The sequence below is a fragment of the Anaerostipes sp. genome (assembly GCF_018381315.1).
GTDB lineage: Bacteria > Bacillota > Clostridia > Lachnospirales > Lachnospiraceae > Anaerostipes.
On sequence record NZ_JAGZSD010000027.1, the window covers coordinates 20,383 to 38,241 of the forward strand.

Here is a 17,859-nt window from a genome sequence, read left to right on the forward strand (position 1 = left end):
TGACTTTTATGTTTGATGTATGTCATTGAATATAGATTGGGGTTATTGTGGAAAGGCGGGGGCCGAGTGAAAAGAGTGGAAAAAGAGCAGAGAGACCAGAGAGAAAATATATTAACATATACTCCTATTTTAAAATACATGATTTTCTTTTGTGTTATGGCTATGCTTGTGGTTTCTGTGGGAGGAATCTTTATATCCGTTCAGAGAATGAAAAAAGAAGCCGCGGCGGCACATAAAAGTGTGGAGACTCAGGTTACCAACCGGGTGAGTGAGTCACTGAAGCTGCTGGAATCACTGGCAGTCCAGCCGGACTATTATGATCCTTCGCTTCCTCCTTTGAAGAAAGTTGAAAAGCTGGACAGAATTTCTGAAAAATATGGATATATGATGATTTGTTTCGTAGATGACAATATGGATGTCTACACGATAGGAGAAGAGCCTGCGAGCCTGGCCAGCAGAGATTACATGCAGCAGCTGTTTTCAACAGGAGAACCTCAGGTGACAGACAGCTTTTTAGCTGGTGCGGACGGAGTAACACTAAACTATACAGTGGCTTATCCTCTGAAACAGGGCAATAAAATAACAGGCTGCCTTTTCTGTGCGATCTATTTTGATGATGTGGTCAATATTCTTAAGGAAGCGGTAAAGACCAGTGATGTTCAGGCGGTGCTGATCGGCTCTAAAGGACAGATTATGTCTTCTACGAACAATCTCCAATATGGAGAACCTTATCTGGACTATGCACGGGAAGCATACAACTTCGGTGTAACGGTAGATCAGCTGGAAACCAATCTTCTTGCGAAATCTCCGGGATCTTATTGGAGTTTTAGGAATGGAAATCTGTATTATACAATGTATAACAATGTAGAAGACACAGACTGGGATATTCTGACCAGCATCGATTTCTGGTCTATTTACAAAACTATTATTACAGGATTTTTGCTCATCATTGTCCTGATGGCTGTTCTTTGTATAGTCATATTTTTATTGATTAAGCGTTTTATTCAGAAGCAAAAAGAAGTGGTGGATATGCTGGTTCAGTCCATACAGGAACTGGAGGAAAAAATCTATCAGGATGAACGCCCTGACGATATGGATTTTAGGGAAATTATCCGGCTTACCAGTAACGGGCTTTCTGACGGCCTTACCGGCGTTGTCACAAGGAGTGTATTTTTAAAACAGGCACAGTCCATGCTTGACAAGATACCAGAAGAAAAGATTGTAGCCCTCTGCTTTGTAGATTTAGATAATCTGAAAATACTGAATGATACCTATGGACATAATGTGGGCGATACTGCTTTAAAAAGTATCGGGTATATCCTGCGTGAGTATGAAAAGAAGTATGACGGTGTTGTCGGACGTTACGGCGGAGATGAATTTGTAATGCTGCTCACAGATATTGATGATGAAAAGGAACTGAGGAGTGTTCTTGAATCTCTTGCTCTCAGACTGCATTTAGACATTGGAACAAAGGGGGAAGCTCTGCCGATCCAGTGCAGTGTGGGAGCAGCAGTGAGACATCCGGGGACTTGTTTGGAGCAGATGATAGCCCATGCTGATGAGGCGCTGTATTTTGTAAAACAGAACGGCAAGGGCTATTACAAAATTTATCAGGATTGAGGAAACATATGAGAGTTGGAAAGAAGAAGTTACTTCTATATTGTGCTTTGTCAGTGATATGTATTCTTCTGCTTACGATTGGAGCAGGAAGATTCCTGCAGCATGAATACTCTGTATACAGGAAAGAAGAGGTCAGCCATCTTCTGGAAATGTACAAGGAAAATATGACACTGGCCATACAAAACCGGCTGAACTATGCTGCTGAACTGACTGTTGAGGATCTTGACATGCAGAGCTATAAGGCATGGTTTAAAAAGCGCGCCCAAAAACTCATAAAGCAGAAAGAAGTGGAAAAGATTCTTCTCTTTGAAGGGGATAAAGTACACTCTGTTTTTGCAGCCGACGGCAGCAAAAAGGAAGCGGGCAGGGACCTGCAGGACTTTTCCTATATCTATACATTGGCTAAGGTTGTAAAAGAACCTGTGATGGAAGGTCCGGTCAGCATGGATGTGAATGGGAAGAAAAAAGAAGTGTTTTTATTTTTTCAGCCGCTGCTGAAGGGAAGAAGTTATGAGGGAGAAATTGCAGTTATCCTTGATAAGGATTATGTCATTGAACATTTGAATTTACAGCGGCTGTACGATATGGGTTATGAGTATCATCTTTGGAAAGTGAACAGCCAGGACGGAAGCAAAGAGGTAGTAGCCAGCTCTGACAAAAGTCTTGATTATTCCTATGCATCTAAGATAGAAATCTATCTGCCGGGACAGTGGACATTAAGCATTCTGCCAAAAGGAGGATGGATTTCAAAGAAAATTGAGGCCTGCGTCATGGGAGCTTCTATTCTTATTGGTGTAATTTTGTCTGTTCTGCTGATCAGCAGGCTGATGATGTCTGCAAAGATCCGGTATTTTAAATCGCTCAGTATCTACGACAAAAAGACCGGGCTTTTTACCAGGGAAGGCTTTGTCAGGGAAGTCGGAAAGTGGACGGAAGAAGGAAACTGTCCGTTCTCCATGTTTTATTTTTCCATTGAAGAATACAGCCGGACGGCGCTGATGGCCGGGCTTTCGAAGGAGAAGGAATATCTGAACAGTATACCGGGCCTGTTGAATGAATTTATAAAAAGCCCTTATGCAGCGGGAGTCATAGCAGAGGGGAGGTTCGTGGTTGCTGTAAAAGAGGAAATGACAGAGTCCAAAAGACAGGATTTTGCAAAAGGACTATCTCTGAAACTGATCTGGAAGATCCGCATACAGGGCAAAAAGCTGTTTCTGAATGTAAATTATCAGGCGGTATCCTATCCGGAAGACGGAGAAAACGCAGAGGTTCTTTTAGAGAAATTAATAGAGGACTGCTATCTGAGACTGTATGGAGAGTCCCCGATTGAAGATTTGACGGAAAAATGCCGCCGCCTTGCCGAGGGAAAGACAGATGTTGAATTCAGCGAATATGCAGATGTTCAAATGATGGAACTGTCCAAAGCACTGAATCAGTATAGAAAACGGGTAGAACAGGTTGCCTACTTTGATCCGGTCTACAATATAGGAAACCGCATGAAGTATTTAAGGGATGTGGACATCCTCATAGCCTATGACATGAAGAGGCCTTTCAGGGCTTACATCATGGATATTCGTTCCTTCAGCAAATATAATGAATTATTCAGTGTAGCAACAGGAGATGCCCTGCTGTTTGAAATGACCCAGAGGCTTCTGCATATATTCGGAAAGAATCTGTACAGAATCAATGGGGACGTTTTTATCGGAATATCTTTTGAAGCAGGACAAGAGGGCAAGAATGACAAGGCTGTAAACAGGATACAGGATGCGTTTCATCGTCCGATTGTGGTGGAAGGCTCTGTCTTTACATTGGATGTTCTGATCGGAATCTGTGATTATCCTGTTCATGCAAAAACATCGGAGAAGCTTTTGGAGAGTCTTCAACTGGCTGTCCGATATGCCAAAACCATGGGCAGTCAGATGAATAAAAATGTAATTATATATAATGATGAACTGCTGGAAGTCCGGCATAAGGAAGCCAAAATCCTCCAGCTTTTAGAAACAAGTATCAGGGAAGAGACTTTAGAAGTTTGGTACCAGCCGCTGTATCATCTTCAAAGCAGACGTTTTACAGGCACAGAAGCACTGGTACGCCTGCCTGACGGGGAAGGAGGTTATGTACCTGCCGGAGAGGCAATTGAAATTGCAGAGAAAAATGGTTTGATCGGACAGGTAGGAGAGTATGTCATTCGCCGTGCCTGTACCTTTATGAAAGAAGAAGGCAGAAAGCTGGGGCTGAAATCAATGGGTATTAATCTGTCCGTGCAGCAGCTGTTGGTTGAAAACAGCGTCTCTGCGATTATGGGACAGATAAAAAAGACAGGACTGGATCCCAAATGTATTACACTGGAGATCACAGAGACTGTGCTGATGCAGTCAATAGAGATGGCAGAAGGAATTTTAAAGGAACTTTCATCTTATGGGGTAAGAATAGCATTGGACGACTTTGGCATTGGCTACAGCAGTCTGAATTATCTGCTGAACCTTCCGGTTAATGTTTTAAAATTTGACAGCTCTATGACCAGAAAGATCATAACTTCCGATAAGCAGTATGCACTGCTGAAAGCGATGATAGAGATGGCAGATATTAACCAGATGGATGTAGTAGTTGAGGGAGTGGAAACTGAGCAGGAACTGAACAAACTGGTTTCGACAAGTGCCTCTTATATTCAGGGGATTTATTACTCAAAACCGCTTTCACAGGAGAAGCTTACGGAGTTTTTAAGGGAGAAGAATTTTATACAATGAGGGGATTGGCAGGTGAAGAACATTGAGATGGAATATTGCCGCGGAGGCTATTTCTTTTGTGATGCTGGGGATTATATGGGTATACTCAAGGAAAGGGAGTCATCTCCCGACATTAAAAAATAGAATTTTTCAGGGCTGTCTGCTGGTTACAGGAGGGGCGATTTTTACGAATATCGTATCAACGATGATGATTTACCATCTGGACGAAGTTCCTATGTGGATGACCTGGCTTGTGACAACGGTATATTATATTTTGACACCCCTGATGGGTTTTGCGTATTTTCTATATAGCGTATCAATCATTTATACAGAGAAGAATGAACTGATAAAGGTTATAGGCTTCGGGCTTGTACCGGCTCTTCTGTATGGGCTGCTCGTCCTTGCAAATCCGGTTACAAAATGGTTATTTGACATCAATATGACACAGGGATATGTGCGGGGGCCATGGGTGCCGTCTACTTATATCATTTTCTATGCCTACTGTGCTGCAAGCATTGTTGTCACTGTTTTAAACCATAAGAGGATTGACAGATACATATACAGAATACTCGCGGCATTTCCAATACTTGCCGTGCTGGTCATTGTTGTTCAGCAGATATATCCAAATGTTATATTATCCGGATCGGCGGCAACCTGTGCTCTTCTCATTATTTATCTGCACTTACAGAACAAACAGATTTCAATGGATTACCTGACCAATGTGCCCAACCGGAAAGAGCTTCTCAATATGCTGGGGCTGATGATCAAAAAAACTCCTGAGAAGGGATTTGTGCTTTTAGTCGTCTCTCTCCGGGAGTTCCGCCAGATCAACAATACCTGCGGGCAGCAGAAGGGTGACGAATTTCTTCAAAAAGTATGCAGTTTTCTCTATGATATCGGGCCGAAAGCCCATGTATACCGTTTCAGCGGAGATGAATTTGCTCTTTTGTTTACGGACAGTGATGAGAAAAAAATAAGACAGTGTATAGATGCCATTCAGCAGCGCATGACAGAGCCGTGGCAGATAGGGGATTACCGGTTCCGGCTTTCAGCGGTACTGGGGATCATCCGGTACTCCGGGGAAGGAGAAACACTTGAGGAAGTTATTAATGCTGTAGAATATGCTGTTTTCCGTGCAAAAACAGGGAAAAGCGGGCCGATCTGCTACTGTGATAAAGAAATGCTGGAGGGGCTGGAACGAAGGCGGAACATCATTCAGATATTAAAAGAAAAGATTGCCGACCACAGTTTTGAAATGTATTATCAGCCTATTTATTCTGTAGACAGCAAAAGATTTTATTATGCAGAATCACTGATGCGGATACCGGATTCTCCTATCGGGCCGATTTATCCTTCTGAGTTTATACCGATTGCAGAGGAGACTGGCCTGATTATAGATATAACCTACATTATGTTAGATAAGGTGTGCAAGTTCATAAACAGACTGACTGCAAAAGAGATTCCCATGAAATCAATTCATGTGAATTTTTCAGCTGTTCAGTTTTCTCAGACCGATCTGATAGAGAAGGTTTTGGATATTATACGGAGGAATCATACCCCCATGTCTGCCATAAAGATTGAGTTTACTGAGAGCACGCTGGCAGAGAATACAGAGGTTGTATCAAAGTTTGTTATGGAGATGGAGAAGCATGGGATCAAGATGGGACTGGATGACTTTGGGACCGGTTACTCCAATATAGCTACCGTTCTTAATATTCCCTTTGGAACGGTAAAATTGGATAAGAGTCTTGTCTGGGTTTCTGTCGAGAATAAAACTTCTGCGCTTGCAGTAAGGAACCTGTCACATACTTTTCAGGAACTGGGGATGACCGTGGTTGCAGAAGGAGTAGAGACAGAGGAGCAGAGGCGTTTGGTTGTTGATTTTGGAATTGATCAGATACAGGGCTTTTACTATGCAAAACCAATGCCGGAAGATGAAATGGAAGTCTTTATGATGCAGAGAATGACAGGAGATAATTAATGAAACGATTGTTTGAGCCATTTTATATTAAGAATTTAAAAATTAAAAACCGGATTTGTGTACCTCCAATGGTATGTTATAACTGGGTGAAAGAAGACGGCCGTGTGGTGGATAAAAATATTGAACATTACAGGGCGGTCGCCAGAGGCGGGGCCGGCCTGATTATTCAGGAAGCTACCTGCGTGGATTCAGAAGGGAAGCTTTCTAAGGATCAGCTGGGTATCTGGGAAGACGGACAGGCTGACGGACTGAAAAAGATTGTGGATGCGGTGCATGGAGAGGGCTGCCCGATATTTTTACAGATTCATCACGCAGGTGTGAATGGATCCGGAGAATATCTTCTGTGCCCGAGTGATTATGTGATGGACAAAGACGGAGAGAAAAGGACCGGTCATGAAATGACAGCGGCACAGATACAGCAAGTACAGGATCAGTTTGTAAAAGCAGCGGTGAGAGCCTGGAAAGCCGGCTATGACGGGGTGGAACTGCACGGATGCCACAAGTACTTAATGTGTGAGTTTTTTAATTCCAGGGTCAACAAAAGAACCGATGAATACGGGCTGCATCCGGAGAAGTTTGCATTGGAGATTCTGGAAAGGATCAAAAAAGAAGTTCCGGAAAATTTTATTGTGGGAATCCGGCTGGGTGCCTTTGAGCCAGCTCTTGCAGACGGTATCCGCCATGCAGAGCTTCTGGAGAAACACGGAATTGACTTTTTGGATATCTCCTATGGGTTCTCCGGGGAAGATGAGCCCTGTGCCCCAAAAGATTTTCCGTATAAAGATGTGATCCATGCCGCAGGAGAGATCAAAAAGCATGTGTCTGTTCCTGTGTTTGCGGTCAACAGTATCACTGACGCTGAAATGGCCGAAGATATACTGGAGCGCACCGGTGTTGACATGGTGGACATTGGCAGGGGTGTTTTGGTCAATTATAACTGGGCAAATGATGCCCGGGAAGGAAAAGATACGGGCAGATGCCTGCAGTGCAAAGAATGCCAGTGGAGGATTGATGCCGAGAAATGTGCAGGAAGAATCCTGCTGAACAGAAAGAGAAATACAGGAGAATAAAAATTCTTCTCATCAGGGTGATAAATTCCGAGGACCATGAGCTGCTCAAAGAGACCGCCATGGACGGGAATCAGTAAAAGCAGGCCTGAAACAAAAGCTTCTTGAAAACAGAACGGGGATGAATTAAAATGGAATATGTAAAAATAAATAATGCAAAGATAAAAACACAGTCCCGGCCGGTAGTCCGGGCGCAGAGATAAACACTGTCAGTAACCTGCCTCCTCGGTTGTCCGTTCTTTGCTGTTGAAAGCGAGGAGTGTTTTCTATGCAAAAAATTAAGAGCAGGCTGACAGTATATTTTGACGCACCGTTTTGGATCGGGATTTATGAACGCATTTCGGACGGCGGATTAGAAGTTTGTAAGATCACATTCGGGGCGGAGCCGAAAGACTATGAGGTTCAGGCATTTCTTATGGAACATTATGAGGAGTTCCGTTTCAGCCCTGTTGTGGAGATTGCAGTTAAGGCTGAAAAAAAGATGAACCCGAAAAGAATGCAGAGAAGTCTTCAAAGGCACAGGGAGACAGGGATAGGAACCAAGTCTCAGCAGGCGCTGGCTGCCCAGAGGGAGGCCAGAAAAGCCGAACGGAAGGAGTGCAGGAAAGCTTTTCAGGAAAAATGGAAGCGGGAGCAGTTTCTGAAAAAACAGGAGAAAAAGAAGCAAAAGCACAGAGGGAAATAAGGAAGAAAGATGCTGTTTATCAGACAAAGCAGCAGGTTTAAATAAAAACTCTTTCAAAGTTGATAAAAAGACTTTGAAGGGGTTTTTATTTGTTCTTCGGAAAAAGTGTGTGCTATACTAAAAGAAAACTTTGAAAGGAGCAGATGAAATGAAAGAAATACTGATGATGAAATTAGAAAGCTGTCCGTACTGCCATGAAGCGCTTTCTATGATGGAGGAACTGAAGCAGGAACATCCGGAATATCAGAACATCCAGGTGAAAATGGTAAATGAGGATGAAGACGCCAAGTTAGCGGATTCACTGGATTATTGGTATGTCCCTACCTATTATGTAGATGGTGAAAAACTCCACGAAGGAGTTCCGACCAAAGAAAAGATAAGGAAAGTCTATGAAGCGGCATTAAAATAGCGGGCTCAGGCATATATTTAGAAAAAAGAAGCAAAAGGATAGACACATGATTTATGTGGTAAAAGAAGGGGATACCATTGATTCCATATCTTCTCAGTTTGGAATTTCCAGGAGCCGTCTGATCTATGATAACCAGATTTATGCAGGAAGGATTGTCATCGGGCAGGCCCTGTTAATATTGGAGCCTTCCGCTGTGCATACAGTGAAGGCCGGAGATACTCTCTCATCCATTGCTTTGGAATATGACACTTCTGTTCAGTCGTTAGTCAGGAAAAATCCATATCTGCTTAACGAGGTAAATCTCATGCCGGGAGATGTACTGACGGTCAGTTATGCTCAGGAGAAGCTTGGAAGCATGAATGTGACAGGATATGCATATCCGTATATAGGCACGGAGACTCTGCGGGAAGCACTTTTGTATCTGGATGAGCTTTTAATATTTTCCTACGGGTTTACAGCTTCAGGCAGTTTGATTCCTCCGGCTATGGAAGAACCCTTGATTGAGCAGGCCCTGGAATTTGGTGTGGATCCAATGCTTGTGCTGACCCCGTTTGCAGAGACAGGAACATTTAATAATCAGCTGGTAAAAGCGGTTTCAGAAGATCTTTCTATGCAGCAGACTCTCATTGACAATCTGATTCAGACTGTCCGGGAAAAGAGCTATGCAGGAGTGGATGTCGATTTTGAATACATTCTTCCGGAAGACAGAGAAGGATATGCGGCATTTGTAGGCAATCTGAGGGAACAGATGAATGCCGGCGGGTATAAAGTATCGGTTGCCCTGGCCCCTAAAATATCATCCGAACAGGAAGGCCTTTTGTATGAAGGAATGGATTATGCGCTTTTGGGTGCGAATGCAGATACTGTGTTTTTGATGACGTATGAATGGGGGTATACCTACGGTCCGCCCATGGCTGTTGCACCCATCAACAAAGTACGTCAGGTGTTGGATTATGCTGTGACGGAGATACCTGTGGAAAAGATCTATATGGGTATTCCCAACTATGCCTATGACTGGCCTCTCCCCTATGAAAGAGGAGTGACAAGAGCAGCAACCATAGGAAATGTAGAAGCAGTGGAGATTGCGGATCAAAATGGGGCACAGATCCAGTTTGATGAGACTGCTAAGACACCTTTTTTCAATTATACTTTAAGCGGAACAGAACATGAGGTTTGGTTTGAGGATGTGCGCAGCATAGATGTAAAGCTGCGGACAGCCAGGGAATATGGATTTTCCGGAGTCGGATACTGGAATCTTATGAGGCCTTTCAGGGCAAACTGGCTTTTAATTGACAGTTTATTTCAGCTGAACGACTGACGGAGCGGCAGGAGGAGACAGTATGGGAAAACATATCGTGAGCATGATGCTGGCAGCATTGATCGGTTTAGGGCCGTCAATTCAGGAACTGAAAAGTCAGGATCCAGGGCAGTTAGCTTTTTCTAATAGAAGTATCAGCGGTTTTTCCTATGGAAAGGTTCCAAAGGCAGTGAAAGAAAAGGCCACTGGTATTTCGTATCGTCCGAATCCTTATATATCTTTTCAGGATCTGCGTTATGTGAAAGTAAAATATTATGGATATGATGGGAAAATTAAGAATGGGCAGCTGCTGGTGCATAAGTCTATTGCAAAAGACATAGTAGAGATTTTTCAGGAGCTTTTTACTATGCAGTATCCCATTGAAAGTATTCAGTTGATTGATGACTTTGGCGCAGATGATACAAAGTCTATGGAGGCTAATAATACTTCAGCATTTAATTACCGTATCGTAGCAGGAACGAGCCATCTGTCCAAACATGCCTATGGCAAAGCCATTGATATCAATCCACGGGTCAATCCATTTGTGAAAAGAGATTCCATCACACCGGAGAATGGAAAAATATATGCTCAGAGAGATGTAAAGAAATGCAGGGGAAAATACAAATATAATATGATTCACAGAAATGACAGAGTATACCGGCTTTTCAGGAAACATGGATTTCAGTGGGGCGGTGACTGGATTACTTATAAAGACTATCAGCATTTTGAGAAACGCTGAGATATTTGTATATCGTTTTTATTTAAAAAGTATTTGCCCACCTTGTCCGTGAAGACCATGATATAGTTCTTGATGTGGAGTATAAATCATCAGGAGGTAAATATTATGAATGTTTGGAAGGATACTGTTTTAACGGATAAGGGGGCTGCACTGCAGGCAAAATTATTGCAGGGACAGACATTGAAGATTACGGGCGCAAAGACAGGGGCAGCCAGTGTGCCGCCGGTAAATCTGAGGCGGCAGACGAGTGTCACTGAAGGCGGGGGAACTGCCACGCTGCAGCCTGCCAGAACTGAGGGGGATCAAACCATTATTCCGGTATTGCTGGAAAACACTGATTTAGTAACCGGATATGAATTGTGGCAGGTTGGATTTTATGCAGAAGATCCGGATGAGGGAGAAATTTTATATTGTATTGCACAGGCATCAAAAGGCAAAGATATACCCTCTGCGTCAGAGAGTCCGGGGTTTTCGATTACATGGGACTTTTATTTTCAGACATCCAGTGAGGTTCCGTTTGAGGTCGTTCTTAATTCTAATGGGCTGGTGAATATAGAGCAGCATCAGATTCATTCAAGGGAGATTGAAAACCTGAAGTGTATAGTTGGAGACCTTGACAGTTTGCGGACTGAAGAAAAGACGAATCTTGTGGAATCTGTAAATGAAATTAATGGACAAGTGGATAGTTTAGATGTGGATTTAACTGCTGCTTCAGAGGAGATTAAGAAGATAAATACATTATTATCAGATAAGGCAAATCAATCCAGTCTTAATTCAACAAACTCAAATTTAAATGCCTTATCTTCACAGGTTAATTATGTAAAAGGAATGAAAATGGACGCAGGTGCAGGAACAATCTCGTCAGTGGGTCAGGCATATAAAACACAGCGTGTGAACTATAACGTTGCATTTAGAAGTAATCCAGGAATTGTCGTTGGGCTAAACAAATCAGCAGCCAACCGGTTTGTCTGTGTGGGTACACATGATCCCAGCGGTTTTAATGTAAATGCTTACTGTACACAGGGAACGGCTGATGTATATTATACATGGATAGCAATTGGTTTTGTTTGATGATAGAGCGTAATCATTTATTTAAAAAAAGAACTCCGAAAACACTAGAAATAGGAGTTCTTTTTCTTACTTTATATTTGCTGGATTCTGGTTTAAAGTTTTTGCCAATTGGTTTCTTACTTTTGTTATTTTTTTGTCAGAAACTTTTTTGGTTGATAAGCAGTGATCCAGCTGTTCAATTCGGGAATCTACAGCAGAAACTGTTTTTTTATCGGTTTTATGATACTGTTCAAATGCTTTTTCAATGTGCTTCAGCTGATTATCTGCTAAGTCTTTTGAAAGATCAGCACCTAAATACTTATCAGTTGTCTCAATGGCTTTAAGTCCTAAACGGTACTGGCTGTCGCTCAATCCCTGCGGCTTGATATGAGCAGTGCCGCAGCCGCTTAAGGAAGCAGCAAGAAGAAGGATAAGACATCCGGATAAAATATATTTTTTCATAACATTTCCTCACTTTTTGTATGGTTCTGCTAAAAATTAATAAGAATTTTTGTTTGAATCATACAATAGCACAGATGATATGACGTGTAAATATTTTGCGTTGTACTTTTTTGAATACATAAAAGGACTGTCCCGCCGGCCTTATAGATCTAAGGATGAAAGAATCTCTTTCAGCTGATGCGCTGATTGATTCAGCAGTTCAGTCTCTTCCGGGTTCAGACCAATCTCTATCACCTGTTCCGCTCCATTTTTATTGACGATTGTCGGAACACTCAGACACAGGTCAGCGAGGCCGTATTCTCCTTCCAATAAGCTTGAGACCGGAAGAATAGAGTTTTTGTTCCGGATAATGCTCTCAGCGATATGGCTTACGGCAATGGCAACACCATAGTAGGTGGCACCTTTTTTCTCAATAATCTCGTAGGCACTGTTTCTTACATCATCGAGAATCCGGCGCATAGATGTCTCATGGTCAAAATGTCCCCGGAGCTCACAAAAGTCGTTGATGGCAACACCGGATACATTTACTCCGCTCCACACGGCGAGTTCGCTGTCACCGTGTTCACCGATGATAAAGGCCTGAATACTTGCACTGTCAACCTCAAGATGTTCGCTGAGCAGATACTGGAACCGGGCAGAATCGAGGACTGTGCCGGAACCAAAAACTCTGTTTTTAGGGAAGCCGGATAGTTTTAGTGTAACGTAAGTAAGAATGTCCACCGGATTTGCAACTACAAGAAGAATGCCTTCTGAGTTCCGTTTTGTAATCTCAGGAATGATAGTTTTAAAAATTCCAACATTTTTATGAACCAGATCAAGGCGGGTTTCATCCGGTTTCTGGTTAGCTCCGGCAGTTATAATAATCAATGCACAGTCTGCAATGTCATCGTATGTGCCTGCGTAAACTTTGGATGTATCCACATAGGGACGGCCGTGGCTTAAATCCATAGCCTCTCCTTTTGCCTTGTCAGCATTTACATCAATCAGCACAAGTTCGGTAAAAAGTCCCTGGTGCATAAGACTGAAAGCAGTGGAAGCACCTACAAAACCGCAGCCTATAATGGCCGCTTTTCTATTATTAATCATAAAAAATCCTCCTTTATAATTTTATACCTTGTGGGTATAGTTTAACAAAGGAGGATAAAATATTCATCGAAATCTGAACAAATGAGAATCTATATCAGTAAGGATTTATTTGTTAGATCTTCTCCAGATTTTAGCATTCTCAGCATCTTTGATTAGCTGATCTCTGAAGTCCGGATGAGCAATATTGATCAGAGCTTCTGCACGCTGCCATGAAGAAAGTCCTTTCATATTGGCCATTCCATATTCTGTAACTATGTAATGGGCGTTAGCACGGGTGTCAGTTACAATAGAGCCGTTGTGCAGTGTTGGAAGAATACGTGAGTGCATTTCTCCGGCTTTGTCTGTGAAAGTTGAAGAAAGGCATACAAAGCTTTTTCCGCCGTTAGATAAGTAAGCGCCCATGACAAAGTCTAACTGTCCGCCTGCGCCGCTGATCTGTTTGATACCTGAAGATTCAGCACTGATCTGTCCGTATAAATCCACATCTACCGCATTGTTGATGGAAATAAAATTATCTATAGAAGAGACTCTTGCAATATCGTTTGTATAGTTAACAGGAGCGCTCATACATTCCGGATTGTCATTCAAGTAGTCATATAATTTTTTTGTTCCTGCAGCGAATGCATAGGTCTGGCGGTAACGGTCAATATTCTTTCTGGCACCGGTGATTTTTCCTGCTTTTGCAATATCTACAAATGCATCTACGTACATCTCTGTATGAACACCGAGATCTTTTAAATCGGATTCTGCAATCATGGAACCGACTGCATTCGGCATGCCGCCGATACCAAGCTGAAGACATGCTCCGTCAGGGATCTGGTCTACGATGAGCTGAGCCACAGCTTTATCCACGTCTGTTGCAGGTCCGCCTCCGCCAAGCTCTGCAATGGCCGGATTCTCTCCCTCAACAATCATATCTACCTTAGAAATATGAACGCCTTCTTCAAAGCCGCCCAGGCAGCGAGGCATATTTTCATTGACTTCTACGATGACACAGTCAGCCTTTTCAAGCATTGCAGACAAGTGGGAAGCGCTCGGCCCGAAGTTAAAGAAGCCGTGTTCGTCCATAGGAGCCACCTGCATCATTGCAACGTCTACATGGTCGATGTAGTTGCGGTAATATCCCGGAAGCTCGGAGTAACGGATCGGTGCATAATAAGAAAATCCTTCGTTGATCCATTTTCTTTCAAGTCCGCCCATATGCCAGGAATTCCATGTAAAGTGATCTGCCGGAGAATCAATCTTAGTGATCTCCAGGGGCCACATAACAATTCCGCCGCGGATATTGATATTTTCAAGTTCAGGCATTCTTTTTGCCAGAGCTTTGTCCAAAGCTACCGGCGTGGTGACGCACCAGCCATATTCCAGCCAGTCGCCGGATTTTACAGCTTTTACTGCCTCGTCAGCAGTTTTAAGTTTTTTTTGGTATTCTTCCTTGAATGACATAAGTAATCCTCCTGTCTCTTATCTGTTAATTTATTAACATACTATTCCATTGTACCATTGGCATAAAAGAAACACAAGTAAAATAATTTTAAATATGGGTGGTCTTTTTACAAGATTTGTACTATAATTAGATACTAAGTTTAGGAGGACATTTATGGAACATAAAAAATTCACTTGGAAACACTACACACTTATTGCACTTGGCATTCTTGTAGTGATTTATTGCTGTATTGCAGTATATTTCAGTAAGAAGTTTACATATGGGACAAAGATTAACGGTGTCGATGTTTCCAATAAGACAGTAGAAGAAGTTACAGACATTTTTAAGAAGAAGGCAGAAGGCTACTCGCTGACAGTCAAAGAACGCAAAGGAAAACAGGAGATTTTAAAGAGCAGTGTGCTCAAAGTATCCTTTACCGGACAGGATGAGATTAAAAAGATTAAGGACGGTCAGAGTGCTCTTTTATGGATCAAAGGCATCTTCGGCGGAGAGAAGTACAAAGATATCGATATGTTTGCCTATGACAAATCAGCATTCCAGAAGGCATTCAAGAACCTTAACTGTTTTAAAAAGAAAAATATTATCAAGATAAGCAATGCAAAACCTGTTTACAAAGACGGAGCTTATCAGATCCGGAAGGAAGAGATTGGAACGGTCTTAAAAAAGGATCAGACCAGGAAGCTTATACAGAGTGCCGTAGAAGGCGGTGTTTCTGTTGTAGATTTGGACAAGGAGGGGGCTTATGAGTCTCCGAAATACACAAGCAAAAGTAAGGAAATTATTGCCCTGAACGACAAGATGAATGATTCACTGAAAGGAAGCATTACATATAAGTTTGGGAAACAAAAGGTAGTTCTTGACAAAGAGGTCTATCACAAGTGGTTTAAAATTAAAAATGACACAGACTTTACGATTGATATGAAGAAGATGGAAAACTGGGTCATGAAGTTTGCATACAAATATAATACCATGGGAACGATGCATACGTTTAAGACACATGACGGACGGACGAAGAAGATTTTCGGAGGACCTTACGGCTGGAGAATGAGCCGGGACAAGGAAGAAGCAGCAGTCAAGAAGATGCTGAAAGAAGGCACAGTGGAGACCAGAGAGCCTTACTGGCGCCAGAAGGCAAAGGTATATGACGGTTATCAGGGAGACATTGGGGATACCTATATCGAAGTAGATATGGGACAGCAGGAAGTCTTCTACATTAAAAATAAAAAGATTGTTTTTTCATCTTCCGTAGTAACAGGAAAGATGGAGGCCGGAAGAAAGACACCGGAATGTGTAGCATTTGTTTTGTACAAACAGCGCAATGCCACGCTGAGCGGTCAGGGATATAACTCCCCGGTTTCTTACTGGATGCCGTTTAACGGGAATGTAGGGCTCCATGATGCAAGCTGGAGATCTTCGTTTGGAGGAAGTGAATATATTTCCGGCGGATCTCACGGGTGTGTTAATATGCCGTCGTATGCGGCTGCATCTCTTTATAATATGATAGAAGCGGGAACACCGGTTGCCTGCTATTATTAAGCAAAGACAGAACATAGCTTAGGATGATATGATACTTCCAAAGCAGACGTGGTATTTAGCCAGATCTGCTTTGGAAGTGTTTTTTATTGCATAGGAAATTCCTTCAGAATCCCCTATGCAAAAAATAATGCGGAACGAAAGGAGAGTAAGGTGCGGATCAGTATTACACAATGGGTTCACCAGGAATTAGAGCGTTTTATAAAACAGGGGGATCTATGTATTGATGCAACGGTAGGAAAAGGGAGGGATACAGAGTTTCTCTGCAGTCTGACCAGCCGGGTGATCGGGTTTGATATACAGGGTGAGGCTCTGGAAACTGCAAAGAGCCAGCTGAACCTGAAAGGGTATCATCCGAAACTGATACAGGAAAGCCACGAATATATGGGAAGGTATGCAGAAAAAGAAACTGTTCAGGCCATTCTTTTTAATCTGGGCTACCTGCCCGGAGGGGACCACAGCATTGCCACCAGGCCGGAGAGCACGATTAAAGCTGTCTCAGAAGGCCTTGAACTGCTGAAGACCGGGGGAGTTATCAGTCTGTGTATCTACAGCGGGGGAGATTCTGGATTTGAAGAGAGAGACAGAGTGCTTGAATATTTAAAACAGCTGGATGAGCGCAAATATTTTGTTGTAAAACAGGACTTATACAACAAGAGCGGCCATTCGCCTCTTCCTGTACTGATACTGAAGCTTTGACAGCTGCAGGGGGTGAACTTTGCTTGCCCTTATCACTAGAATATGGTAATTTATCAATAAGAATAAATATGAATCAAGTACCCGGGATTTCTGCAGAGGATGATCTTACGAGGAGGATGAGTTATGGAAAAATATCCGGAAGAGGCTGCTGCCTTCCATATTGACGGCCAGGCTTTTTATGAAGCCATAGTGAACAGCACAGAGGATTATATTTATATAGTAGATATGAAGACAGATGTAGCTCTGGTATCCAGCAATATGCTGCAGGATTTTGAGCTGCCGGGGATCCTTGTAAACGGTCTTGTTCCTCTGTGGGGAGAATTAATCCACGAAAAGGATAAAAAACGATATTTTGATTCTGTGGATGATATGTTAAGCGGCATTACGGACGAACACAATGTAGAATATCAAGTCCGGAACAGAAATAATGAATATGTCTGGGTTGTATGCCGCGGACTGCTGAAAAGAGACGAAGATAATATGCCTGTCTCCTTCGCCGGAGTGGTTACCCCGATCGGCAGCAAAGGAAAGGTGGACCGCACCACGGGATTATTTACACAGGATAAATGCAGGGAACGGGTGGAAGATCTTCTGGAACCGGGATTCGGCAAAGGTGGGCTTTTGCTTCTCGGACTGGATGATTTTAAGCAGATCAACAATCTGAAAGACCATATTTTCGGAGATTTGGTACTGCGTCAGATGGCACAGAACATTCAGCAGATGCTGCCGCCTAGGGCAGAAATTTTTCGGTTTGACGGGGATGAATTTGCTGTTGTGTGTCCTGATGTAGCCCTGGAAGACATATGGGAACTTTATCAGTCCATTCATCAGTATGCCAATATGGAACATGAGATTGACGGCATTTCTTATTTTTGTTCTGTCTCAGGAGGCATTTCCGTAATCGGTGAGGATGCAGACAACTATTTAGACTTATTGAAGTTTGCTGCAAGTGCTCTCGATGCATCCAAAAAGAAGGGGAAGAATACCTGCACAGTCTTTTCACCGGCGCTTCTGCAGTCTGAGCTTCGTACGATGGAACTGAACCGCCTGCTGCAGCG

15 protein-coding genes are annotated in these 17,859 nt (G+C 42.8%); 12 read left to right on the top strand and 3 right to left on the bottom strand.

Features of this window, described 5'->3' with window-relative positions:
* Window positions 1-66: 66 nt before the first annotated feature.
* From KH180_RS15415 to KH180_RS15455, 9 genes are all read left to right on the top strand, one after another.
* On the top strand, window positions 67-1,620 hold the full coding sequence (locus tag KH180_RS15415) for a diguanylate cyclase domain-containing protein (protein ID WP_290761892.1): 1,554 nt from the start codon (window positions 67-69) through the stop codon (window positions 1,618-1,620).
* Window positions 1,621-1,628: 8 nt separating this feature from the next.
* The gene (locus tag KH180_RS15420; RefSeq protein WP_290761895.1) at window positions 1,629-4,367 is read left to right on the top strand and encodes a bifunctional diguanylate cyclase/phosphodiesterase; all 2,739 of its coding nucleotides are present in this window, start codon (window positions 1,629-1,631) and stop codon (window positions 4,365-4,367) included.
* 22 nt (window positions 4,368-4,389) lie between these two features.
* Window positions 4,390-6,327 (top strand): GGDEF and EAL domain-containing protein, encoded by a 1,938-nt coding sequence (locus KH180_RS15425; RefSeq protein ID WP_290761898.1) that lies wholly within the window; start codon window positions 4,390-4,392, stop codon window positions 6,325-6,327.
* The gene (locus KH180_RS15430; protein ID WP_290761901.1) at window positions 6,327-7,397 is read left to right on the top strand and encodes an NADH:flavin oxidoreductase; all 1,071 of its coding nucleotides are present in this window, start codon (window positions 6,327-6,329) and stop codon (window positions 7,395-7,397) included. The genes KH180_RS15425 and KH180_RS15430 overlap by 1 nt, the downstream gene beginning before the upstream one ends.
* A 265-nt stretch (window positions 7,398-7,662) precedes the next feature.
* Window positions 7,663-8,079 carry a YjdF family protein gene (locus tag KH180_RS15435; RefSeq protein ID WP_290761903.1) on the top strand — a complete coding sequence of 139 codons (417 nt, stop codon included), beginning with the start codon at window positions 7,663-7,665 and terminating at the stop codon, window positions 8,077-8,079.
* A 148-nt stretch (window positions 8,080-8,227) separates the two neighbouring features.
* Window positions 8,228-8,488, top strand: a complete 261-nt coding sequence (locus KH180_RS15440; protein WP_290761906.1) for a thioredoxin family protein — start codon at window positions 8,228-8,230, stop codon at window positions 8,486-8,488.
* Between the two features lie 46 nt (window positions 8,489-8,534).
* Complete coding sequence (locus tag KH180_RS15445; protein ID WP_290761909.1) at window positions 8,535-9,806, top strand: glycosyl hydrolase family 18 protein; 1,272 nt, start codon at window positions 8,535-8,537, stop codon at window positions 9,804-9,806.
* Between the two features lie 22 nt (window positions 9,807-9,828).
* Window positions 9,829-10,524: a M15 family metallopeptidase gene (locus KH180_RS15450; RefSeq protein WP_290761912.1), complete on the top strand. Its 696-nt coding sequence runs from the start codon at window positions 9,829-9,831 to the stop codon at window positions 10,522-10,524.
* A 105-nt stretch (window positions 10,525-10,629) separates the two neighbouring features.
* Window positions 10,630-11,595, top strand: a complete 966-nt coding sequence (locus tag KH180_RS15455; RefSeq protein ID WP_290761914.1) for a hypothetical protein — start codon at window positions 10,630-10,632, stop codon at window positions 11,593-11,595.
* A gap of 66 nt (window positions 11,596-11,661) precedes the next feature.
* On the opposite strand, the gene KH180_RS15460 is transcribed toward KH180_RS15455, so the two are convergent.
* From KH180_RS15460 to KH180_RS15470, 3 genes are all read right to left on the bottom strand, one after another.
* Window positions 11,662-12,036, bottom strand: a complete 375-nt coding sequence (locus KH180_RS15460; protein ID WP_290761917.1) for a GTPase — start codon at window positions 12,034-12,036, stop codon at window positions 11,662-11,664.
* A 141-nt stretch (window positions 12,037-12,177) separates the two neighbouring features.
* Window positions 12,178-13,122: an L-lactate dehydrogenase gene (locus KH180_RS15465; RefSeq protein ID WP_290761920.1), complete on the bottom strand. Its 945-nt coding sequence runs from the start codon at window positions 13,120-13,122 to the stop codon at window positions 12,178-12,180.
* 105 nt (window positions 13,123-13,227) lie between these two features.
* Window positions 13,228-14,568, bottom strand: a complete 1,341-nt coding sequence (locus tag KH180_RS15470) for a butyryl-CoA:acetate CoA-transferase (RefSeq protein ID WP_290761923.1) — start codon at window positions 14,566-14,568, stop codon at window positions 13,228-13,230.
* Window positions 14,569-14,722: 154 nt separating this feature from the next.
* Between KH180_RS15470 and KH180_RS15475 the strand changes: the two genes are divergently transcribed.
* From KH180_RS15475 to KH180_RS15485, 3 genes are all read left to right on the top strand, one after another.
* A complete protein-coding gene (locus tag KH180_RS15475; protein WP_290761926.1) occupies window positions 14,723-16,105 on the top strand; it encodes a L,D-transpeptidase family protein in 1,383 nt (460 codons plus the stop codon).
* 150 nt (window positions 16,106-16,255) lie between these two features.
* Window positions 16,256-16,801 (top strand): tRNA (mnm(5)s(2)U34)-methyltransferase, encoded by a 546-nt coding sequence (locus tag KH180_RS15480; protein ID WP_290761929.1) that lies wholly within the window; start codon window positions 16,256-16,258, stop codon window positions 16,799-16,801.
* A gap of 123 nt (window positions 16,802-16,924) precedes the next feature.
* On the top strand, window positions 16,925-17,859 hold a 935-nt coding region (locus KH180_RS15485), incomplete at its 3' end, for a sensor domain-containing diguanylate cyclase (RefSeq protein WP_290761932.1).